General features: G+C 39.0%; 22 protein-coding genes. 17 read left to right on the top strand and 5 right to left on the bottom strand.

The window, feature by feature from the left end:
* Positions 1-26: 26 nt before the first annotated feature.
* From gcvH to P1K33_RS14240, 13 genes are all read left to right on the top strand, one after another.
* Entirely contained in the window at positions 27-407 is a 381-nt protein-coding gene (gcvH, locus tag P1K33_RS14300; protein ID WP_284653677.1) for a glycine cleavage system protein GcvH, read from the top strand.
* Positions 400-771: a VanZ family protein gene (locus tag P1K33_RS14295; RefSeq protein WP_284653676.1), complete on the top strand. Its 372-nt coding sequence runs from the start codon at positions 400-402 to the stop codon at positions 769-771. Before gcvH ends, P1K33_RS14295 begins: the two co-directional genes overlap by 8 nt.
* A 173-nt stretch (positions 772-944) precedes the next feature.
* Positions 945-1,688, top strand: coding sequence for a deoxyribose-phosphate aldolase (deoC, locus tag P1K33_RS14290; RefSeq protein WP_284653675.1), 744 nt, complete (start codon positions 945-947; stop codon positions 1,686-1,688).
* Positions 1,689-1,706: 18 nt separating this feature from the next.
* Positions 1,707-3,821, top strand: a complete 2,115-nt coding sequence (gene remB / locus P1K33_RS14285; RefSeq protein WP_284653674.1) for a gliding motility outer membrane protein RemB — start codon at positions 1,707-1,709, stop codon at positions 3,819-3,821.
* 277 nt (positions 3,822-4,098) lie between these two features.
* Positions 4,099-4,719, top strand: coding sequence for a fasciclin domain-containing protein (locus P1K33_RS14280; protein ID WP_284653673.1), 621 nt, complete (start codon positions 4,099-4,101; stop codon positions 4,717-4,719).
* 258 nt (positions 4,720-4,977) lie between these two features.
* On the top strand, positions 4,978-5,880 hold the full coding sequence (gene cyoE, locus P1K33_RS14275; RefSeq protein WP_284653672.1) for a heme o synthase: 903 nt from the start codon (positions 4,978-4,980) through the stop codon (positions 5,878-5,880).
* 1 nt (position 5,881) lies between these two features.
* The gene (locus P1K33_RS14270; RefSeq protein ID WP_284653671.1) at positions 5,882-6,475 is read left to right on the top strand and encodes a cytochrome c oxidase subunit 3; all 594 of its coding nucleotides are present in this window, start codon (positions 5,882-5,884) and stop codon (positions 6,473-6,475) included.
* A gap of 43 nt (positions 6,476-6,518) precedes the next feature.
* Positions 6,519-7,547, top strand: coding sequence for a cytochrome c oxidase subunit 3 (locus tag P1K33_RS14265; RefSeq protein ID WP_284653670.1), 1,029 nt, complete (start codon positions 6,519-6,521; stop codon positions 7,545-7,547).
* 22 nt (positions 7,548-7,569) lie between these two features.
* Positions 7,570-7,932: a cytochrome C oxidase subunit IV family protein gene (locus tag P1K33_RS14260; RefSeq protein WP_284653669.1), complete on the top strand. Its 363-nt coding sequence runs from the start codon at positions 7,570-7,572 to the stop codon at positions 7,930-7,932.
* A 77-nt stretch (positions 7,933-8,009) separates the two neighbouring features.
* Positions 8,010-8,684 carry a thioredoxin domain-containing protein gene (locus tag P1K33_RS14255; RefSeq protein ID WP_284653668.1) on the top strand — a complete coding sequence of 225 codons (675 nt, stop codon included), beginning with the start codon at positions 8,010-8,012 and terminating at the stop codon, positions 8,682-8,684.
* Positions 8,674-9,357: an SCO family protein gene (locus P1K33_RS14250; protein WP_284653667.1), complete on the top strand. Its 684-nt coding sequence runs from the start codon at positions 8,674-8,676 to the stop codon at positions 9,355-9,357. The genes P1K33_RS14255 and P1K33_RS14250 overlap by 11 nt, the downstream gene beginning before the upstream one ends.
* Positions 9,350-9,943: a DUF420 domain-containing protein gene (locus P1K33_RS14245; RefSeq protein WP_284653666.1), complete on the top strand. Its 594-nt coding sequence runs from the start codon at positions 9,350-9,352 to the stop codon at positions 9,941-9,943. Before P1K33_RS14250 ends, P1K33_RS14245 begins: the two co-directional genes overlap by 8 nt.
* Positions 9,933-10,199 (top strand): CAMCR motif-containing small membrane protein, encoded by a 267-nt coding sequence (locus P1K33_RS14240; RefSeq protein WP_284653665.1) that lies wholly within the window; start codon positions 9,933-9,935, stop codon positions 10,197-10,199. Before P1K33_RS14245 ends, P1K33_RS14240 begins: the two co-directional genes overlap by 11 nt.
* A 34-nt stretch (positions 10,200-10,233) precedes the next feature.
* Here P1K33_RS14240 and P1K33_RS14235 read toward each other — a convergent pair whose 3' ends face one another.
* On the bottom strand, positions 10,234-11,625 hold the full coding sequence (locus tag P1K33_RS14235; RefSeq protein WP_284653664.1) for a DUF4403 family protein: 1,392 nt from the start codon (positions 11,623-11,625) through the stop codon (positions 10,234-10,236).
* Between the two features lie 162 nt (positions 11,626-11,787).
* Between P1K33_RS14235 and P1K33_RS14230 the strand changes: the two genes are divergently transcribed.
* Genes P1K33_RS14230 through tsaB form a run of 3 tightly spaced genes read left to right on the top strand, consistent with a single transcriptional unit; the run spans position 11,788 to position 15,211 of the window.
* Complete coding sequence (locus P1K33_RS14230; RefSeq protein WP_284653663.1) at positions 11,788-13,230, top strand: TolC family protein; 1,443 nt, start codon at positions 11,788-11,790, stop codon at positions 13,228-13,230.
* A 3-nt stretch (positions 13,231-13,233) separates the two neighbouring features.
* The gene (locus tag P1K33_RS14225; RefSeq protein WP_284653662.1) at positions 13,234-14,532 is read left to right on the top strand and encodes an efflux RND transporter periplasmic adaptor subunit; all 1,299 of its coding nucleotides are present in this window, start codon (positions 13,234-13,236) and stop codon (positions 14,530-14,532) included.
* 10 nt (positions 14,533-14,542) lie between these two features.
* Complete coding sequence (gene tsaB, locus P1K33_RS14220; RefSeq protein WP_284653661.1) at positions 14,543-15,211, top strand: tRNA (adenosine(37)-N6)-threonylcarbamoyltransferase complex dimerization subunit type 1 TsaB; 669 nt, start codon at positions 14,543-14,545, stop codon at positions 15,209-15,211.
* On the opposite strand, the gene P1K33_RS14215 is transcribed toward tsaB, so the two are convergent.
* The 4 genes from P1K33_RS14215 to P1K33_RS14200 all read right to left on the bottom strand — a co-directional run bounded on the left by P1K33_RS14215 (position 15,208) and on the right by P1K33_RS14200 (position 19,548).
* Positions 15,208-16,035 carry a mechanosensitive ion channel family protein gene (locus P1K33_RS14215; protein ID WP_284653660.1) on the bottom strand — a complete coding sequence of 276 codons (828 nt, stop codon included), beginning with the start codon at positions 16,033-16,035 and terminating at the stop codon, positions 15,208-15,210. The genes tsaB and P1K33_RS14215 overlap by 4 nt on opposite strands.
* A 70-nt stretch (positions 16,036-16,105) precedes the next feature.
* Complete coding sequence (locus P1K33_RS14210; RefSeq protein WP_284653659.1) at positions 16,106-16,453, bottom strand: hypothetical protein; 348 nt, start codon at positions 16,451-16,453, stop codon at positions 16,106-16,108.
* Between the two features lie 45 nt (positions 16,454-16,498).
* Entirely contained in the window at positions 16,499-18,523 is a 2,025-nt protein-coding gene (locus P1K33_RS14205; RefSeq protein WP_284653658.1) for a thioredoxin domain-containing protein, read from the bottom strand.
* A 128-nt stretch (positions 18,524-18,651) separates the two neighbouring features.
* Positions 18,652-19,548 carry a NifU family protein gene (locus P1K33_RS14200; protein WP_284653657.1) on the bottom strand — a complete coding sequence of 299 codons (897 nt, stop codon included), beginning with the start codon at positions 19,546-19,548 and terminating at the stop codon, positions 18,652-18,654.
* 131 nt (positions 19,549-19,679) lie between these two features.
* On the opposite strand from P1K33_RS14200, the gene P1K33_RS14195 reads away from it, so the two are divergent.
* Positions 19,680-21,710, top strand: a 2,031-nt coding sequence (locus tag P1K33_RS14195) for a choice-of-anchor L domain-containing protein (protein ID WP_284653656.1), incomplete at its 3' end; no start/stop codon positions are given.

Below are 21,710 nucleotides of genomic sequence, written 5' to 3'. Positions count from 1 at the left end.
GCAGCGGAATAAAAACAAACAGACAAATGAATATACCAGGCAACTTAAAGTATACCAAAGACCACGAATGGGTTTTGATTGATGGCGATGTAGCAACAGTAGGAATTACGGATTTCGCACAGAAGGAATTGGGTGATATCGTTTATGTTGAAGTGGAAACTTTGGATCAAACATTAGACAAAGATGAGGTTTTCGGAACTGTTGAAGCCGTTAAAACGGTATCTGATTTGTTCTTGCCGCTGGCAGGGGAAATCATCGAGTTCAATGAAGACTTAGAAGTGAATCCGGAAAATGTAAATTCTGATCCTTATGGAAAAGGCTGGATGATTAAGGTGAAAATTGCCAACCCATCTGAAGTTGACGAACTGCTGTCAAGTGATGACTATAAACAACTCATCGGTGCTTAAAAAAACGATACTAAGTCTGGCCATTGGCTGGACTTTTTTAATATTGGTCGTATGTCTGGTGAATTTTAATGATTTGCCCACGATTAAGGTTTCGGGTTATGATAAATATGGTCACTTCACTTTCCATTTTCTTTTTATCCTGCTTTGGGGATATTATGCCTGGCTTAAGCAAAACCATATCAGATTCAGAAAGCTGATTCATATTCTTCTCATTTCCGTCTGCTATGGAATCCTGATTGAGTTTTTACAGGAAACCTGTACCAAAACAAGACACGCTGATATCTTAGATATATTGGCCAATTTTACAGGAGCAATGACTGGTTTTGTGGTTTTTGTTCTGATAAAAAAAGTAAAGAAAGATTAAATCCAACCTTTCAATCGGATAAGTATAAATGCCCGTCTCGTTTTTTAAGAATGAGACGGTTTTTTTTTTACTTTTATGGCATGAAATCGCCACTAACAAAAAGTTTGTTGCAAACAAACACTATTAAAAAAAGCGATACCATATATGACCACTGACAAATTGATTCCCCATATATGAATGTTAAACTGTATCTCGATTCGACCTATTTAAAAACGGCAGCCCAGGCAGGTTTGTCGGAGCAAGAGAACGATACTATTGTTCAGGGTTTTATCCAGGAAGCCATTGATGAAGGTTTTAAACTGATTATGATCAGGCCTGATAAAGTCAAAGTGGCCAAAGAAATGATTGCCCAATCCCAATCCAAATTGCTTATCGGAACCGTAATTTCTTTTCCCGAAGGGACAAATTCGATTGAAGAAAAATTAGCCGAGGCACAAAAAGCCATTGAAGATGGTGTTGATGAACTCGATTATGTTTGCAATTATGAAGCTTTTAAAAAAGGCGAAGTCGATTTGGTGAAAACCGAAGTCCTAAAGGGAACCAAATTGGCTTTCGATAACCACAAAGTAGCCAAATGGATTATCGAGGTAGCCGCTTTGACCGATGCTCAGATTATTCAGCTTTCAGCCTTAATTAAAAATGTGGTGATAGCCAATTTCAAGGAAGATTGCTATCCTAATGTGTTTGTTAAATCCTCAACCGGGTTTTTTAAAACAGAAAACAATTTACCTAATGGTGCCACTTTTCCGGCAGTCATCATGATGCTCGAAAATGCGTCACCCTTACCGGTAAAAGCAGCCGGAGGTGTTCGCACTTATGAGGAAGCGGAAGAAATGATCCGTTTAGGGGTTAAAAGAATAGGAACTTCTGCGGCCAAAACTATTGCTCACGGGGAAACAGCCTCGGGCAATTATTAATATTAATATTTCCAAAAAATGAAGAAGATATTCTCCTTTTTATTCTTATTTACGCTTATCGCTAACGCACAGGTAACCCAAAAAGCCACCGAGCGATTCCCGGTTTTTCCGGCTTGTGAAGGCAATGAATTCTCAGCTTTAGAAACTTGTTTTTATAACGAAATGCACAATTTTGTGTATAACAATTTCAAAGTGCCCGACAATCTGAAGCAAAATAATTTCAAAGGAAAGGTCATCGTGCTTTTCGAAGTAACCAATCAAGGCAATTTCAAAGTCATTTATGTTGATGCCGTTGATGAAGCATTGGTAACAGAAAGCAAAAGGGTTTTTGGGCAATTGCCCAAAATCAGTCCGGCAACATATAACGGTCAACCGACTTATGCCAAATACACGATTAAAATTGCCATACCATTGCAAAGTGTCGCCGAAATGCAGGCGCAAAAAGAAGCCGAAGTAATCGCTGAAAAAACGTCTAATGTGTATAAGCCGAATGACAAGTTCTTAACCGAAGTGGATAGCATCAAGTATAAGAAATTTGCCAATCCGCAATTCCAAAGCCATATAAACATTCCGTTTTCCCATAGCTATTATGCACAGTTTGATGATGAAATGAATCAGGTTGGTGCCAACAATCATACGGCATCAAAACCTTTTAATTATGCCGATGTTTCCAAATATTACAATCTGGCAGAAGTCAATCAAAAACTGATGAAGAACAAGCAAGGTTGGTGGGGTAAAAAGTTCTGGAATGAGAACTTAGTTCAGCTGCAGGGTGAAGATTATTGGTTTACCTTAAATCCTATTTTGGATTTGCAGTTTGGGAAAAGTGATCCGAGTGTGGCAAGCTATACTTATGTCAATACACGCGGAATTCAGTTTAATGGTGGTTTGGGCAAGGAAATCAATTTCACCACAACCGTTTACGAAAGCCAGGGCCGTTTCGCGGATTACTTCAATCGTTATGCTGAATCATTGGCGCCGGCAGGTGGAAATCCGGCGATCATTCCCGGAATCGGAATTGCAAAAAGTTTCAAATCTGATGCCTATGATTTTCCTTTGGCAGAAGCCAATTTGGCCTACACACCAAGCAAGTTCATCAATATGAATTTGGGATATGGGCGCAATTTTATAGGAGATGGTTATCGTTCGCTATTGCTGGGCGATGGCGCGAGTCCGTATCCGTATTTCAAATTAAACACATCTTTCTGGAAGATCAAATACACCAATATTTATACCTGGTTAAAAGACGTTCGTCCTGAAGTCACCGAAGACAGAACCTATGCAACCAAGTTTGCCGCCAGTCATTATTTGAGTTTGAATGTGACCAAAAGATGGAATGTCGGTTTGTTTGAATCGGTAGTCTGGACCAACAAAAACAATCGTGGTTTTGATATGAGTTTTGTGAATCCGATTATTTTCTATCGTTCGGTGGAATTTGCTTCTTCGGCACGAAGCGGGAATGCTTTACTGGGCTTGACGTCCAAATTAAAGTGGAACAATCAAATCCAGTTTTATGGTCAGTTTCTGTTAGATGAATTCTCTTTAAGCGATATGAAATCGGGAGAAAAAAGTTGGAAAAATAAATTTGGAGGCCAAATCGGCGCTAAATATTTCAATGCCTTTAATATCAAAGGACTTTTAGTGCAAGCGGAATACAACGTGGTTCGTCCTTATGTATATGCACACAGCGAAGTCATCACCAATTATGGCCACAATAACCAAAGTTTGGGTCACCAATGGGGTGGAAATTTCAGGGAATTTATTGCGATTGCCCGTTACCACCACGGCCGTTATTTTGCCGATGCTAAAATCACCGTTGGAACCCGTGGATTGGATTTCAATAATGAAACCGATAGTTTTAATTATGGTGGCGACATTTACCGTGATTATGAAGAAGGCCGACCTTATGACACCGGAGTGGTTATCGGACAAGGAAACAGAACCAATGTTTTCATTGCCGATTTACAAGCCGGTTACTTGATCAATCCTGTAACCAATATGAAATTGTTTGGCAGTTTTATCTATAGGAATTTTAGTCCGGCTACCGAAACGACCTTGGCAGTCAAAGAAAGCACGACTTGGTTTTCTGTTGGATTGCGATGCGATATCTTCAACTGGTATTTTGATTATTAGAAACGTTTATCTTCAAAATTAACATCCAATTTCAAGCTGATAAGCATCTTTTTATCAGTAACAATACCTTTTTTATCAAAATCAAACGATTGTTAAACTAATGCTAAAATAATTTTAGCATTTTTATTTTGTTTAACTTTACATAGAAATAATTAAACAAAGTATTATTTTGTTTGATTAAACCCAATCTCTCCCTACTTATTTTACTGCAAGTTTTTGGTGTACTTGTATTATTTGAAAACAAACAATTTCAATAACAACTATAAAACTATTCACTATGAAAAACAAAATCTTCAATCTGATTACAGCCGTAAAAACAATAGTAGCGATTGCTTTTATTTCGTTCGGCTTTTCATCTTGTTCTCCTGATGATAACAATACTGATAACTCAACGGCTTCAAAGCTTTCTATAAAAGAAACTTTTGATGCTCTTAATCGCGCTCCGGCACCAGGGGATTCCTCTATCGCAGACATTGCAGTTGGTGGAGGATTTAACGAGTTGGTTTCCGCTTTAGTATATGTAGATTCAGAACTTGATGCAGGATTAGTAGACCTTTTTGCTAATGGAACTGATCAATACACTGTATTTGCTCCAACCGATCAAGCCTTTCAAAATTTATATGCAGCTTTAAATGTGAGCAGTATTACTGAGCTTCCGGCACCACTGGTTCGTGATGTTTTGTTGTACCATGTCACTGAAGGCAGACGTGCCAGCAATAGTGTAGTACCCAAAAAAGGGACCCGAACAATCACTACGCTTTTGGAAAGTCAGTTTTCTGTAACACCAGCCGCTTCGATTAATGCAATAGGAAACACTGCTAATATTACTACAGCTAATATATCGGCTTCAAATGGAATCATTCATGTTATAGATACAGTATTGTTGCCAATCAATTAAATGAAATAATTCAAAATGTTAGGGGAGAAAAGAGATCAATATTTATTGGTCTCTTTTTTATGGATACAAACACAAAAACGGATTGCTTTTAGCCCCGATGGCAGCAACTACCACGTAGTGCGTACAGCGGGAAAATGGATAACCAATATAGACTAAGCCTGCCGCTCCAAAACTTAAAAAAAACCAAAATATATCTTGAATATTTTTTTGCCAAATCATTTTCTATAAAGTACCTTTGCGGCAGTTTTAAAACTACGGATGAACGCGACGGCAAATACATTTTCTCTTAAACAAATTGCGATTGATTTCAAGGAAATCACTAAGGCAGGTTTAGCCATCAGCGTTGTTTTTTCCTCAATAGCCGGTTATTTGCTTGGCGTACTGGATTTTCAGGATTTAAAAGTGACCACTTTATTGATGTTGGCCGTTGGCGGATATTGCATGGTTGGTGCTTCGAATGCCTTTAACCAGGTCATCGAAAAAGACCTTGATGCCTTGATGGACCGAACCAAAAACCGTCCGGTGGCTTCGGGCAGAATGTCGCCCAATCACGCGTTGTTTGTGGCCAGCTTGCTCACCATCATTGGTTTGATTTTATTGTACATGATTAACCCGAAATCGGCCATGTTTGGGGCGATTTCTATCTTTTTATATACCAGTGTTTACACGCCGTTAAAGGTTCACACGCCGCTTTCGGTTTTTGTGGGTGCTTTTCCGGGTGCCATTCCGTTTATGTTGGGCTGGGTTGCTGCGACCGATAATTTTGGTATCGAAGCCGGAACGCTTTTCCTCATACAGTTCTTTTGGCAGTTTCCTCATTTTTGGGCGATTGGTTGGTTCCTGTATGAAGACTATGAAAAGGCAGGTTTCTTTATGTTGCCAACGGGAAAAAAGGATACGTCAACCGCCTTGCAAACCATTTTGTATTCGGTTTGGCTGTTGGTTGCTTCTTTGTTGCCTTGTTTGGGTTATACCGGGCGATTATTTATTTCGCCAATTGCGGCAGGAATTGTATTTTTGCTTGGTCTTTGGATGATTTATTATGCGGTAAAATTATACCAGCTTAGAACCGCCAAAGCCGCGAGAACATTAATGTTAGTTAGTGTTTCTTATATCACTTTGTTACAAATCGTTTATATTACAGATAAATTTTTAAGATAATATGGCAGCACCAACCACAATGACCGCCGAAGAACACAAATTGAGAACTGCACGTTCCAAAAAATTGCTTTTATGGTTTGCGATGATGAGTATGACGATGATGTTTGCCGGAATCACGAGTGCTTTTGTGGTGAGTAAGTCAAGAGAAGACTGGATGAAAGATTTCCAGTTGCCGACGGCTTTTTATTTTAGTACTTTGGCCATAATCTTGTGCAGCGTTACTTTTCATTTGGCTAAAAAGGCGATTCAAAAAGACAACAGAAGCGCCACAACAGGTTTTCTTTTATTGACTTTAGGTCTTGGAATTTCCTTTGTGGTTTTACAGTTTAAAGGCTTCGGGCAATTGATAGAACAGGGTTATTATTTCACCGGACCGGAGAGTAATATTGCGACAACTTTTCTTTACGTAATCGCTGTGGTACACATGGCTCACCTTGCCGGAGGAATTATTTCGCTTTTAATCATAATTTATAATCATTTTAAACAAAAATACAATTCAAGTCAATTACTTGGAATTGAGCTAGGTGCAATGTACTGGCACTTTCTTGATTTCTTATGGATTTGTTTGTTTTTCTTTTTATATTTCTTTAAATAAGAAAAAAAATCTAAATTTGGGAACTTTTTAACTAATAACTTTTATGGGAGCTACAGTTACTACTGCAAATACAAACGAAAATACTTGGGGCGGCGGAAATGAACCAATGGGTGCCAGTTATGGCAAGTTGATGATGTGGTTTTTTATCGTATCGGATGCTTTAACCTTCTCGGGTTTCCTTGCGGCTTACGGTTTTTCAAGATTTAAATTTATCGACAATTGGCCTATTGCGGATGAAGTGTTTACACACTTCCCGTTCTTGCATGGTGTAGATGCGCCAATGTATTATGTGGCCTTGATGACTTTTATCCTGATTTTCTCTTCGGTAACGATGGTATTGGCTGTTGATGCCGGTCATCAGATGAAACAAAAGAAAGTAGCTTTCTATATGTTGCTGACAATCGTTGGAGGTTTAATCTTCGTGGGTTCGCAAGCATGGGAGTGGAAAAACTTTATTAAAGGGGAATTTGGAGCGATAGAAACTAAAGGAGGAAGCATCATCCAATTCGTAAATAAAGAAGGTGAAAGAGTAAAAATGTCTGACTTTGTGGTGCAGCTTCCTGAAGAAAGAGAGGCATTGACCAGAAGCAAAGGAAGATGGTTCATGGATGAAGAAACTCAGGCGACTTATTCTGTGGCTGAAGTACAAGCGGCTTTCAAAGCACACCCTGAATTATTGGTTAGAACTGAAAAAATCTACAGAGATACTAAAGAAGACAGAGCCAACAAGGCATTACAGCCTGGTTTAAACCATAACAAACACAGAGAAATCCTAAACAGAGCCGAATCTGAAGTAATGGTTGGAAATGCTCACTTAGTGGTAGAAGGGGCTAACTTAAAGAGAAACGAATACGGAAGTAAACTGTTCGCTGATTTCTTCTTCTTCATTACCGGATTCCACGGATTCCACGTATTCTCAGGAGTTATTATCAATATCATCATTTATTTCAATGTTCTTTTAGGAACCTATGAAAAGAGAAGAAGTTATGAAATGGTTGAGAAAGTAGGTCTTTATTGGCACTTTGTTGACTTGGTTTGGGTATTCGTATTTACTTTCTTCTACTTAGTTTAATTTTTTTATAAAAATTTATATTATGTCACACGCACACGGACACGAGCACGTATCGAACACAAAAAGAATTTGGAAGGTATTTACTTTCTTATCAATCATAACCATTGTTGAGGTTTGGCTTGGAATTGAAAGACCAAGTGTTTTATACATGAATGACTTCATCAGCATGAATTTACTGAACTGGATTTTCATCATCCTGACGTTGGTTAAAGCTTACGGAATTACCTGGGCGTTCATGCACATGGAAGGCGAAAGAGCCAGCTTGCGTTGGGCTGTGGTAGCGACCGTTATTTTCCTTGTATTATATTTACTTTTTATATTGTTGGTCGAAGCAGATTATATCTACGGGATTTTTAAAGATTCTACTATTAAATGGAATTTTTAACATTATATTAATTCAAAAAAAAGTCCCGATTCAGTCGGGATTTTTTTATTTTTGTACCGCTGATTTTCACTATTCTAATGAAAAAGAATCTTGTCCTTTTTATCCTGTTTATTCTACCGATAGTAGCCTATCTTTTCTTTGCTTCCGGGGTAAACAGTTTTATCACTTTGCCAACCATTACGCCCAGCATTCCAAATGTTGATGCTCAATGGAAATCCTTAAATGGCGAAAAAGTTACTTTAGACCAAAAGATAACCATTTTGGGTTTTGCCGGTCAGGACATCATGGCCAACAGCGGCAATTTTTTTACACTCAATCAAAAAATATACAACAAATACAGAGAGTTTAAAGACTTTCAGTTTGTGTTCATTGCTCCCGAAGGAACCGAGGTGCAAGCCCAAAGGCTTTTAAAGGAATTAAGCGCTTTGACTGATGTTTCGGGCTATCATTTTGTGTTTGCCAATCCAGAAGCGATCAGAACCTATCATGCAAGTATGAAATTGCTGGGCAAATTAGATGATAAATCAGGTACGCCTTATGTTTACATCATCGATAAAAAGAGAAATCTTCGCGGCAGAAAAGGGAAAAGCGTTCAGGGCGATCCCGAATATAAAGAAGGTTACAATACCACATCGGCAGCCGATTTGCACAATGACATGATGGATGATGTGAAAATCATTTTGGCTGAATACCGTTTGGCCTTAAAGAGAAACAACGCAGGCAGAAAAGAATATAAGTACGATGAAAAATAAATCATATATCGGATTATCTCTTATTGTTTTGGTTTTTGGAATTATTTTTATTCCGAAAATCATCAATCGAATTAAAAGCGGAACCGTAGTGCAAGGTGACCGGATTGATGCCGTTTCCAATCACAAAACAGCTGAAAATGGTTTGTTGACCATCGGTCCGGCACCAAGTTTTCAACTGACAGACCAGAACAACAAGAAAATCACCAACGAAACCTATAAAGGTAAAGTATATGTGTTGGAGTTTTTCTTTTCCACCTGTCCGTCGATTTGCCCGATTATGAATCGAAATATGGTGGACATCCAAAAGGAATTTTTTGGCAATCCCAATTTCGGAATTGCTTCGATTACCATTAATCCTGAAAATGATACGCCAAAAGTGTTGAAGGAACACGCCGATTTGATTGGCGTCAAATCATCCAATTGGCATATGCTAACCGGCGAAAAAGAGTATATCTTTAATATTTCGAACAAAGGATTTAATATCTATGCCGGCGAAAATAAAAATGTCAGCGGCGGTTTTGAGCACTCAGGACTTTTTGCCCTGATTGACAAGGAAGGCAACATCCGATGCAGAAAAGATAAATTTGGCAATCCTATCTTGTACTATGACGGATTGGAGAAAAAAGGCGTTAAAGCGATTACAGAAGACATAAAAAAATTATTAAATGAATAATCAAGGCGATCAGACTTTAGAAAAGAAATTCAGAGGCTCCATTATTGCGGTTTCTATTATCATTCCGCTAGCGGTAGCATTTTTATTTACCGTTAAACTAAAAGATTTCGGGATATCAATCGAGCCATTACATTTTTTACCGCCCATTTATGCCGGAATTAATGCTTTGACCGCTTTGCTTTTGGTTATGGGTGTATTGGCCATCAAAAACGGAAACAGAAAAGTTCACGAACGATTGATGACGACAGCGATCGCCTGTTCGGTTATTTTCTTAGTAATGTATGTTGCCTATCACATGACGGCCGATTCTACAAAATATGGTGATATCAATGCCGATGGCCTTTTAGACGAAACCGAAATACTCAATGCCGGATTTATGCGTAATGTTTATTTCTTTATCCTGATTTCGCACATCATTCTGTCGGTCGTGATTATACCGATGGTGTTGTTTACCTATGTCAGAGCCTTGGCAGAACGTTTCGACAAACATAAAAAACTGGCCAAAATCACGTTCCCGATTTGGTTGTATGTGGCTGTGAGTGGTGTGTTGGTTTATTTGATGATTTCACCTTATTATGCTACATAAAGAAAAAAGAAAAAAGAATAAAGAAGAAAGGCTTTTCGGGTTAGATAAAAGAGTATTCTATTTACTATTCTCTGTATTCTTTACTCTTTCTACAAATGCGCAATGCGCCATGTGCAGAGCCGCTTTGGAAAGTTCCGGGAATAAGACTAAGGTTGAAGCCGTGAATGACGGTATCGTTTTCCTGATGGCAATTCCTTATATACTCGTAGCCGGAATCGGTTTTGTGGTTTATAAAATGTATTACAAGAAAAAGTAATCTGCTTTCTACGTTCTGAAATCTGACTTCTAAACTATTCCATTCCGTCAATTTTCACACTCATTTTTCCGGATGTGGCGATAAAAGCAATGATGGCCCTGTCGGTGATTTCCACTTTTTCAAATTCAAAATCATTCATCATTCCGTTGACAAAAACACCTTTCATCGGTGAATAGTTGTTCAGATAAGGCAACAGGCTTTTTTTGCCTTCGTCCAAATTCTCTTTGATGGAATAACGGCAATTCTCCTGGATTTTTTTCAAAATAACACCTTGCAATAACCAGTTGGCGGTTCGGGTCAGAAGGCCTTTGGTATTCAGCACATAATCCATTTGGTCAAAATAAATTTCTTTGGTAATTGCATTGTAATTCGGAATCCCCGACAAATAAATGGTGCCGTTGATGCTGCCGCTCATGTCTAAAGCAATGATGATTTTACCATCTTTTTGCCACATGGACACGTTCTCAACTATTATTTTTCGACTGCCCGAAGCAAATTCCTTTCCTTTAAAATTGGAAGTAATGATTTGTGACGCACTTTCATAAGTTGAAATGGCCGCGACATTGGCCGAAACCGTATTCGGAATCTTGGTCACTGCTTTGAATTGGATGGCGTTTCTGTCAAAGGTCTTTTGAGGTTTTACACCTACAACGGTTTGCATATTGCATTTCAAGCCCAAGTCCATTTTAATATCGCTTTTACCCAAAACCGCATCGGTAACATATACTTCAATCGGAATAAGTTTGAACCAGGTTTGGTATTGTTCACTCGTGATGAACGGTGTACTCATTTTCTCCAAAACATCCAACACATAAGGCTTGAAATCACACGAACCTTCGATGGCATCATCAATTTTTTTGGCCACTTTCGATTTAAAGATGGAAAGCGTTGGGTTGATGATGTAAGTAATCGGCACATTTTTTCCGGCAACCAATATCGTTGGGCTTTCTGACCATTCAAAATCCTCAATTCTGGAATTGGTTGATAATTTCCAATTGGACAATCTCACATCGCTTTCCATCGTAATGGTTCCATTCAAGTTGATTTCGCGCGTGTCATTCAAGCCCATGAAATCGGTACCATATTTTATTTTGGCCCAAATTTTCAAAGGTAAAACCGTTTCAATCTTTCCGTTTTTTTCAATCAGCTTAATTGGCGCTGTTTTCCAGATCTTCATTTCGGTTTTATCATCCTGCAGATTGGAATCGTCATAAATCTGACCGGTCATGGTTTTGTTGAGCTGGTTTTCGATTTCCTTGAGGGAAATCTCCAAAGGCATATTCACAAAGGAAGTCTTTGTTTTAAGAACCATCGGCGCGTCATTGGACGGCAGCGGTTTCAGCGCTTCAATTTTTTGAGTAGTTGAACAGCTGTTGAGCAGCATTGAAAAAGAGCACAGGAAGAGAATCGATTTTACGGTTGACATCAACGAAATATTTTTTGTCAAAAATAAAAGTAAATATTGTAATACAGTTGTAACAATATTAAAAAAATAGAGTCTAAAACATTGTGTCAATAATTAAGAAAGAAAAGACAAAAATAATATCTTTGTTTATTCAATAAATTTAGGTTTTCTAACCTGTTTAGTATGAAAATAATAAAAACCCACTTTTTACTCGCCGTTGTTTTGTTTCTTGGATTTAATGCTGTGGCACAAACCAAAAAATGGACCATTCAGGAATGCGTTGAATATGCCCTGAAAAATAACATTTCCATCAAACAGTCCGAGTTGGATGTTCGGTTGGCGGATATCGATAAAAAAGCAGCAATCGGCAGTTTTTTTCCTAATCTAAACGGTAGCGGTTCCCATTCGTGGAGTATCGGTGCCAATACCAATCCGGTAACCAACGTAAGAGAAAATCAAACGACACAATACACTCAGGTTGGTTTGAGTTCAAGCGTTGATATTTACAATGGCTTGCAAAACCAAAACCGTCTTCGTAGAGCCAAACTGACGCAATTAGCTTCACAATACCAATTGACCAAAATGCAGGACGACATTTCATTATATGTTGCCAATGCTTATCTGGATATTCTATTCAACAGGGAAAATCTAAAAGTGCAACAAGGTCAATTGACCAATGACGAAAAGCAATTGAAGCGTACTCAGGAATTGGTTGATGCCGGAATGGTACCAAGAGGTGATTTGCTCGATATGAAAGCGACCGTAGCAGCCGACAAGCAAAAATTGGTAGCCGCAGAAAATGCGCTTCTGATTTCAAGATTGAGTTTGGCACAATTGCTAAGACTGGAGGAATTTAAGGACTTTGATGTTGCTGATGTTGAAATCGAACCAACACCAAGTCCGGTCATGGCAGAAACACCTGAAGCGATTGTGGCCAAAGCCAATGAAGTTCGTGTAGAAATTAAAATTGCCCAGGCCAATCTGGACATAGCCGCAGGTGATATTAAAATTGCCAAAGGCGCTTTACAGCCAAGTCTTTCTTTTGGCTATAATTTCGGAACCAATGCGAGTTATTCAGACCGAGTTTCAGGTTATACTTTGGACACAGCAAACCCTACGACTATAATCGGACAGGTTGAAGGTACAGGGCAAAATGTAATTCAGCCCAATTATTTGCCAAGATTCGGCAAGCCGGCTCCGGTTTTTGATCAATTTAGCGATAACAAAGGGCACAATTTCGGATTGCAATTGAATGTGCCAATATTCAACGGGTTTTCCGCCAGAAATAATGTAGCGCGTTCAAAAGTGGCCTATGAAAGATCAAAGAATGCTTTTGATCAGGCGAAAATTGATTTGGAAACCAATGTCTACAAAGCGATAACGGATACCAAAGGCGCACTCAATACTTATGAAGCTTCCATTGCTACTGCTGAAGCAAGACAGGAAGCCTTTAATTATGCCAAAGAAAAATACGCCGTAGGTATGATGAATGCCTTCGACTACAATCAAGCACAAGTGCTTTATATCAACTCTCAATCGGATGTGATTCGTGCCAAATACGATTACATCTTTAAAATGAAAGTGGTAGAACTTTATTTTGGAATCCCAATCATTCAAAAACAATAAATCATGTCAAAAAAGAAAATATACTGGTTAGTCGGAATAATTTTATTGATCATAGCCGTTTTGGTTATTATGAAGAAAAGTGGTGCCATCGGAGGTGATGACGGCGCGATTCAGATTGAAACTGCAAAAGCGGATGAAATTACCATTATTGAAACCGTTTCGGCTACAGGAAAAATCCAACCAGAAATTGAGGTAAAAATCTCTTCTGAAGTTTCGGGAGAAATCATTGATTTACCGGTAAAAGAAGGACAAGTTGTGAAAAAGGGACAACTTTTGGTTAAAATCAATCCCGATTTATACACTTCAGGTTACAACAGAACGATTTCCAATTTATCAGGGACCAAAGCCGGTTTGAGTCAGGCTGATGCTTCTTTTAAAGAAGCCAAAGCGAGCTACGACCGAAGCAAAGTGCTTTTTGACAAAGGCATTATTTCAAAATCGGAATGGGACAAAGCCGTTGCTGCTTTTGAAAGCGCCAAGGCGAATAAAGAATCAGCTTACTACAATGTACAAAGTGCCAATGCTACGGTTAGGGAAGCCAAAGACAACTTGGGAAGAACTACCATTTATTCGCCGGCAGACGGAACAATTTCTTCACTTGGTGTTGAATTAGGAGAGAGAGTTTTGGGAACCCAGCAAATGACCGGAACCGAGATACTTCGCGTGGCCAATTTGGACAATATGGAAGTGGAAGTTGATGTAAACGAAAACGACATTGTAAAAATCAGTATTGGCGACAGCACCAAAATTCAGGTGGATGCTTATCTGAAAAAAGAATTCAAAGGAATCGTAACCAGTATTTCCAATTCAGCTAGCACCGCAACTACAGCTGACCAAGTGACTAATTTTAAGGTAAAAGTCAGAATCCTGAAAGAATCTTATCAGGATTTATTGGAAGGCAAACCGGCAAGTTATTCTCCGTTCAGACCGGGAATGACCGCGACCGTTGATATCATTACGACCAGAAAAGAAAAAGTGATTGGTGTGCCAATCAGTTCTGTGGTGGTCAAAACCGATACATCGGCAACTAAAAAGTTTGAGATGAAAGAGGAAGGCGAAGACAAAAAAGTAGTTGCCAAAAACGATAAAAAATACGAATGTGTTTTTGTAAAAGTGGGTGACAAAGCCAAAATCAGAGTCATCAAAACCGGGATTCAGGATGATACCAACATTGAAGTGGTTTCCGGGTTGAAAAAAGGCGACGTGGTCATCATCGGTCCATATACCACAGTGACCAAAGATTTAAATTCGGGGGATAAAGTTACCGCGAAGAAAGATACGCCTGAGAAAGAGAAAAAGTAAGACCCCAATCGTGACCTACATCTTAAACATAGAAACAGCAACCAAAAATTGCTCGGTCTCTTTATCCAAAGACGGACAAACTGTTTTGTGTAAGGAAATTGCCGACCAAGGTTATTCCCATGCCGAAAAACTGCATGTCTTTATTGAGGAAATTTTAAAGGAAAGCAAGATTAATTTTCAGGAATTGAAAGCCATTGCGGTGAGCAAAGGTCCGGGTTCCTATACCGGTTTGCGCATCGGTGTGTCAACAGCCAAAGGTTTGTGTTATGCATTACAAATCCCGTTGATTTCGGTGGATACTTTGCAGGTTTTGGCCCAAAAAGTAACCCAAAAAGACGGTTTGATTGTCCCGATGATTGACGCCCGAAGAATGGAAGTGTACAGCGCGGTTTTTGATGCCAATCACAAAAAGCTCATGGAAGTGCAGGCCGAAGTCTTAACCGATAACAGTTATGCGGAAATGACCGAAACCATCTATTTTGTGGGTGATTGCCAGGAGAAATGCCAATCGGTTCTGACTAAGGACAATTTTGTTTTCTTACCCGAGATTGTGTATCCATCCGCTAATGAAATGAGCCCAATCAGCTTTGAAAAGTTTACCCAAAATGACTTTGTAGATGTGGCTTATTTTGAGCCGTTTTATCTCAAGGATTTTATGCTGACCAAACCCAATAATTAGTCTTTAGTAACATCTCTGGTGTAAGGCTGAATCACAATGTTGGCCTGATCGAATGCCGTCTTAGATTGCTCCAGGATATCCGAACTCATTTCGCTGAAATCAATATTCTTTGCCCATGGCCTAACGGATAACTGCACCGCAGAATCGGTTAATCCTCTAACAACAACCGTTGGTGCCGGATTTTTCAAAACTTTAGGATGATTTTGCATCACTTGCATGACAATGTCTTTGGCGGTTTTGATATTGGTGTCATACGACAATGAAAATAACAAATCGGCTCTGCGATTGCCCTGCATCGAATTATTGGTGATGACTCCATTCGACAAAACACCATTTGGGATAAAGATGGTTTGGTTGTTTCCCGTGATTAATTTGGTTACAAAGATCTGAATTTCCAAAACGGTTCCAATAACACCTTGTGCTTCTATGGTATCACCCACACGGAATGGCTTGAATAAGATAATCAACATGCCGCCGGCAAAATTGGACAGCGAACCTTGTAAGGACAAACCAATCGCCAAACCGGCCGCACCTAAAATGGCAACAAAGGAAGAAGTTTCAATCCCCAGTTTCGAAATAAAAGAAATAAACAACAGCACACGCAATGCCCAAAGCAAACTATCGGCTAAGAATTTCGACAATGTTGGATCCAATTCCCTGCGGATCATTATTCGCCTTACCAAACGATTGATCAATCGAATGACATACAAACCAACAAAAAGAATGATTAAAGCCGAAATCAGTTTCGGGGAATAATCAATTAAAAGGGTCATAAATTGTTCAACGTATTCTGCAAAAGAGCGAATCGAAAGCGAGCTGTTCATAGTCTTACTGTAAAAAAAATCCCGAATGAATCGGGATAATTATAGGGTGCAAAAATAATAATTTTTAAAATTAATCGGCGTCTTCTTCAACACGATTAACAGTTTCTTTAACGGTTTCCTCCGCATCTTCAGAAGCATCGTTTGTAAATGAATTTATTTTTTCTTTAGCAGTTTCTGCAAACTCATTTATTTTTTCCTTGGCGCTTTCCACAACATTTTCAATAGTTTCAGTGGCTTGCGGAACATATTCGTTTATTTTTTCTTTGGCTGTTTCAACAAATTCTTCCACTTTATCAACTACCGGTTCAGCTGCGTCTTTTATTTTCTCAACAGCATTGTCGGCAAAATTACCAGTTTGTTCTCCGGCTTTTCCTTTGGAACCGCCAAATAAGTTTTTAAAAAAATCTCCAAATCCCATATCAGTTGTTTTTAATTGATTAATAATAACAATATTACGATTTTTCTATGGCTTTACTATTATTTCTTTGATAATTTCCTCAAAATCAGAGGTTGGCAAGTCGCAGGTTTTATTTTGGCAGAGATAGAATAAAGTCTGGCTTTCCGAAAACCGGTTTTCCAAAAACGGAAGTTTGGAATCAACATTTGTTCCGGCAATGATGATGTTAGGTAAATACTGTTGGTTGATTTTGGCCAAATGGTCCAGGGCATTTTCACTGCAAATCGCCAATTCTTTATTCTGTTCCGAATAATTCAGCAACACATTGAGCCAATTGGAAAAGGCCGAAGGATAATCAATCGTTGGAATGATATTTTGAACCATTTCCTGAGCAATCGATTCGTAATAACCGTTGTTGAAATAGATACCTAAATGAAATAAATTATTAGCCATGACCGAATTGGCGGCCGGAATCACATTGTCCTCGATTTCAAAATGGGATGTAATCAGCGCTTCGTCTTTTTGGGAAGTAAACGAGAAAAACTGCATTTGTTCGTCATAAAAATGATCAAAACAATAATCAGTCAGTTGCCTGGCACTTTGCAGCCAATGCTCGTCCAAAGTGGCTTCGTATAAAGCGATAAAGGTCTGAATCACCTGTGCATAATCCTCTAAATAGGCATTGATGGTCGCTTTCCCATTTTTATATGTACGGAACAGATTGCCTTCAGATGACCACAAGTTTTTAGTGATGAAATTCGCATTTTGCAGCGCGATTTTCAAATATTTTGGATTACCCAAAGCTTTGTAAGCTTCCACAAAACCTTTGCCCATAATGGCGTTCCAGGAAGTCAGGCATTTGTCATCGAGTCTTGGTTTGCTTCGCTTTTCTCTTTCCAAATAGAGTTTTTGCTCCCATGATTTTTTCTTTTGTGCCAAGGTTTCCAAAGGAATATTTTGCTTTTCGGCGATTTGTTCCAATGACTGATTCTGGATCAAAACATAATTCCCGTGTTCCCAATGTCCGAATTCATTGATATTGAAAACAACTGAAAATAAATCGAGATCATCTTTTAATAGTGATTGTAATGCATCTTTGGTCCAAACATAAAACGCACCTTCTTCGAGATGGTTTTCGGTATTTAAACTATCAGCATCGAGTGCCGAATAAAAACTGCCTTCTGAAGTCAGCCATTCTTTTTCAACAAAACTCAAGGTCTTTTCGATGACTTCTTTGTATAAGGAATTGCCGGTAAGTTTATAAGCATTGGCATACAATGAAACCAATTGACCATTGTCATAGAGCATTTTTTCAAAATGGGGCACATGCCATTTCATATCGACAGAATAACGTGAAAATCCGCCATCGAGCGTGTCGAATAAACCGCCATAAGCCATTTTGGTCAAAGTCAGATTCGTAAAATCGAGCAGGCTCTGGTTTTGGGTTTGGTAACCGTACCGCAACAGAAATTCATAATTGGTTGGCATCATGAATTTGGGCGCGCGCGCCATGCCGCCAAATTCCCAATCAAAGCTTTTTTGCCATTTTTCGAGTAGTTTTTCCAGGCTGTCTAAGTTGTGGTCAATGGGCGACTCTGTTTTTGGGATAACGCTCAGCGATTGCAAACCTTCATGGAGTTGTTCAGCATATTCAAAGATGGTTTGCGGATTTTGTACATAAATTTCCTGAAGTTTTTCGAGCGAATTGATCCAGTCATTTTTTCGGAAATAGGTTCCGCCCCAAATTGGTCTGCCATCGGGCAAAGCCACCACATTCATAGGCCAGCCGCCGTGACCGGTCATGACTTGTACCGCTTTCATATAAACGGCATCAATATCGGGACGTTCTTCGCGGTCGATTTTGATGCTGATAAAATGGGCATTCATTACGGCAGCCACTTCGTCGTTTTCAAAACTTTCGTGTTCCATCACGTGACACCAGTGACAAGCAGAATAACCAATGCTGATGACGATGAGTTTGTTGGTTGTTTTGGCTTCTGCCAAAGAGTTGGAGTTCCAAGCTTTCCAATGCACCGGATTGTTGGCGTGTTGTAACAGGTATGGACTGGTTTCGAGATGTAGTTCGTTCATGTTATATTTACTAGCCCCGATGGCAGCTGGTTACCATGTAACGCGGACAGCGGGAAATAGCTTCAAAGATTAATAAAAAAGCGCCCGGTTTCGGACGCTTAAAGTTAGTTTTTTATTTTGAATTGTGATTAGCCGTTAAGTGCTTCCACCACAATGTCTTTGTCGTTCAGCATGTCTTTGAGCATGTTTTCGATACCGCTTTTCAGGGTAAAAGTCGAAGAAGGACAGCCGTTGCAGGCACCTTGCAATACTACTTTTACTCTTTTGCTGTTTTCGTCATAGGAATCAAAAAGAATGTTTCCGCCATCGGCAGCCACCGCAGGTTTTACATATTCTTCAAGGATGTTGATGATTTGCTGAGACGTTGTGTCAAGATTGTCAAAATTCTTGATTTGTTGTTTTTCCTGTTTTACGTCATTCACAATTTGGCTTTCATCAATGACCGTTCCCCCATTTTCGATGAATTGTTTGATGAATGTTCGCAATTCGAGAGTGATTTCATCCCAGGAAGTGCTTTCGTATTTGGTTACCGAAATATAATTTTCGGCAATAAAAATTTCCTTTACATAATGGAATTTAAATAATTCCTGAGCCAACGGAGAAGCTTTAGCTTCATCTATGTTTTTAAATTCAACTGCGGTTTTGGTCAGCATTATGTTGACAACAAACTTTAGTGAAGCCGGATTGGGCGTGGTTTCGCCATAAACGGATACCGGTTGTTTTTTGGTCGGGTTTTCATTTGGCATTACTATCACACCGCCATTGTCTACAAAACTTTCAATTTGTTCTGCCACTGCATCCTGTACATCTGTCCATTCCACGATACTAAAGCGCTCAATCGCGATAAAGTTTCCTGAGATGTAAACGGTTTTTACAAACGGAAGGTAGAAAAGTTGTTGTGCTAAAGGCGAATTTTTGGCCTCATCAATATTTTTAAATTCAAAATTTTCATTTTGCGTTATAAAATCAGGGAATTCGAATTTAATTATTGTTGGGTTTTGTGTTTCTTTTATGGTGATTTTCATCGAATTTATTTATTTTTCTGCAAATTTAACAAAGTTATGTTCTGTGATTACTTATATTTGAAGAATTAAATAATAATTAACACAACTAGGTGGTTTTTGTAAAATTAAGCCGCCATTACTATATTTATTTGATGAAAAAAAGAATACTCTTCATTTTTTTATTGGCCATTGGTTTTTCTGCAAAGGCACAGCTAATCGTCAATAATACTCAGACTCCGGTAGAATTGGTACAAAATGTACTCTTAGGGCAAGGAGTTGTGGTAAGTAACATTACTTTTAACGGTTCAGCAATTAGTGCTGCTAGTATCAGGGATCAGGCCGGGCACTTTTTGAATGGAGCAACGACCAATATTGGTTTAGATTCAGGGATTATTTTATCTACAGGAAAAGGATCCTTGGCTATTGGGCCGAATGATGCCGGTGGCTCTACCGATGCTACTGACAATCCTGACGAAGGTGATTCGGATCTGGATCAATTGACGACCAATACGGTTAGAAACAAAGCAATAATAGAGTTTGATTTTATACCAAACGGTCAGACCCTGAGTTTTGATTTTGTTTTTGCTTCAGAAGAATATCCGGAATGGGCCAATTCCAATTTTAATGATGTTTTTGGATTTTTCTTAAGCGGACCGGGTATTGCGGGACCATATTCTAATGGAGCAATTAATATTGCATTGATTCCGTCTACCACAGTGCCGATAACAATTAATAATTTAAATAACGGAACAACAAACGCAGGGCCATGTGAATACTGTGCTTTTTATGTTAATAACGGAACAGGAGCTACTCCCGTTACTAATGCTACTATTCAGTATGATGGTTTTACATTGGTAATTCCGGCTACAGCAACGGTTCAGTGTGGTCAATTATACCATATTAAATTGGCAATTGCCAATGTTGGTGACAATTCATTGGATTCGGCGGTTTTTCTAAAAGCCAACAGTTTTAATTCTGCTCCTATTAATTTCCCTGATGATTATTTAGTTTCTAATGGTTTTGCCCCTTGTTATGGTGGTTCTACCCAAATTTGTACCGGTTTGAATCCGGCTGTTCCTCACGAATGGACTCAAGACGGAAATATTATTCCAGGAGAAACAGGTCCGTGTTTGACTATTACAGAACCGGGAGAATATTGTGCCATAGCTTATCCTTACGGTCCGGCATGTCCTGTTACAGATTGTTTGATTGTTGAATTTCAGGATGAAATAGCGATTGGCAATCCTAATACTTTAGTTGAATGTGAAAACCCTTTTAATTTGACTGATAACGCCACTGTTATAGCAAACGGTTTGGATGTTTCCTTGTCTTATCACCATACACAGTTCGATGCGGAACAATTATCGGCTCCAATCACCAACGCGACAAATTATACCGGTTTTGATGGAGAAATCATTTACGTAGGAGTTGAAGATAATACGACAGGTTGTTTAACGACGACCAGTTTCATGCTTGACCTGATTACTTGTACAGATGATCCGATTCCGGGTGATCCACTTGATTTAACATCCTGCGAAAGCAGTTTTGGCAGTGGTACGGCAACTTTCAACTTTATACCACAGACGCCTCTTGTATTGGATGTAAATCCTGCAGCTGATTATACGGTTACTTACCATTTAAATCAAAATGATGCTACCAATGATGTAAGTCCAATAGGCTCAATTAGTAATTTTCTTGGTACTAATGGGCAAACTATATATGTCAGATTAGAAGAAAATGCAGATCCAACGCATTTTGCAACAGTTAGTTTCCAATTAATTGTTTATCCGATACCAACCGCTACAATTTCTATTGCTCCAACAGTAATTTGTGAGAATGAAACTGCTACGGTAACTTTCACCGGGACTCCGAATGCTGTTGTAACGTATAATGTTGATTCTAATCCGAATCAGACCATAACGTTGAATGCCGGAGGTAGTGCGACAATTGTTACACCATCATTAACCACAGCATCAACGTATAATTTAGTTAGTATTCAGAATCCGGTTACGACTTGTTCTCAATTATTGTCAGGCTCTGCCACAGTTAACGTCAATCCATTACCAACAGTTACGATTTCGGGGACCACGACAATTTGTTCGGGAGGCACAACAGTGATTACGTTTAATGGTACGCCAAATGCTACGGTTACTTATACGGTAAATAGCGGCGGCGGCCAAACG

Source organism: Flavobacterium terrisoli (assembly GCF_030167905.1).
Classification (GTDB): domain Bacteria; phylum Bacteroidota; class Bacteroidia; order Flavobacteriales; family Flavobacteriaceae; genus Flavobacterium; species Flavobacterium terrisoli.
The sequence above is the reverse complement of the archived record's forward strand: the minus strand, read 5'-3'. Positions and strand labels throughout refer to the sequence as shown.

Excerpts from the sequence above, each read along its gene's own strand:
- P1K33_RS14210 (WP_284653659.1), bottom strand. The coding sequence starts at position 16,453 with ATGGGATTTGGAGATTTTTTTAAAAACTTATTTGGCGGTTCCAAAGGA.
- P1K33_RS14205 (WP_284653658.1), bottom strand. The coding sequence starts at position 18,523 with ATGAACGAACTACATCTCGAAACCAGTCCATACCTGTTACAACACGCC.
- P1K33_RS14255 (WP_284653668.1), top strand. The coding sequence starts at position 8,010 with ATGAAAAAGAATCTTGTCCTTTTTATCCTGTTTATTCTACCGATAGTA.
- P1K33_RS14280 (WP_284653673.1), top strand. The coding sequence starts at position 4,099 with ATGAAAAACAAAATCTTCAATCTGATTACAGCCGTAAAAACAATAGTA.
- P1K33_RS14215 (WP_284653660.1), bottom strand. The coding sequence starts at position 16,035 with ATGAACAGCTCGCTTTCGATTCGCTCTTTTGCAGAATACGTTGAACAA.
- P1K33_RS14250 (WP_284653667.1), top strand. The coding sequence starts at position 8,674 with ATGAAAAATAAATCATATATCGGATTATCTCTTATTGTTTTGGTTTTT.
- deoC (WP_284653675.1), top strand. The coding sequence starts at position 945 with ATGAATGTTAAACTGTATCTCGATTCGACCTATTTAAAAACGGCAGCC.
- remB (WP_284653674.1), top strand. The coding sequence starts at position 1,707 with ATGAAGAAGATATTCTCCTTTTTATTCTTATTTACGCTTATCGCTAAC.
- P1K33_RS14235 (WP_284653664.1), bottom strand. The coding sequence starts at position 11,625 with ATGTCAACCGTAAAATCGATTCTCTTCCTGTGCTCTTTTTCAATGCTG.
- P1K33_RS14265 (WP_284653670.1), top strand. The coding sequence starts at position 6,519 with ATGGGAGCTACAGTTACTACTGCAAATACAAACGAAAATACTTGGGGC.
- P1K33_RS14270 (WP_284653671.1), top strand. The coding sequence starts at position 5,882 with ATGGCAGCACCAACCACAATGACCGCCGAAGAACACAAATTGAGAACT.
- P1K33_RS14200 (WP_284653657.1), bottom strand. The coding sequence starts at position 19,548 with ATGAAAATCACCATAAAAGAAACACAAAACCCAACAATAATTAAATTC.
- P1K33_RS14225 (WP_284653662.1), top strand. The coding sequence starts at position 13,234 with ATGTCAAAAAAGAAAATATACTGGTTAGTCGGAATAATTTTATTGATC.
- P1K33_RS14230 (WP_284653663.1), top strand. The coding sequence starts at position 11,788 with ATGAAAATAATAAAAACCCACTTTTTACTCGCCGTTGTTTTGTTTCTT.
- P1K33_RS14240 (WP_284653665.1), top strand. The coding sequence starts at position 9,933 with ATGCTACATAAAGAAAAAAGAAAAAAGAATAAAGAAGAAAGGCTTTTC.
- P1K33_RS14245 (WP_284653666.1), top strand. The coding sequence starts at position 9,350 with ATGAATAATCAAGGCGATCAGACTTTAGAAAAGAAATTCAGAGGCTCC.
- gcvH (WP_284653677.1), top strand. The coding sequence starts at position 27 with ATGAATATACCAGGCAACTTAAAGTATACCAAAGACCACGAATGGGTT.
- cyoE (WP_284653672.1), top strand. The coding sequence starts at position 4,978 with ATGAACGCGACGGCAAATACATTTTCTCTTAAACAAATTGCGATTGAT.
- P1K33_RS14260 (WP_284653669.1), top strand. The coding sequence starts at position 7,570 with ATGTCACACGCACACGGACACGAGCACGTATCGAACACAAAAAGAATT.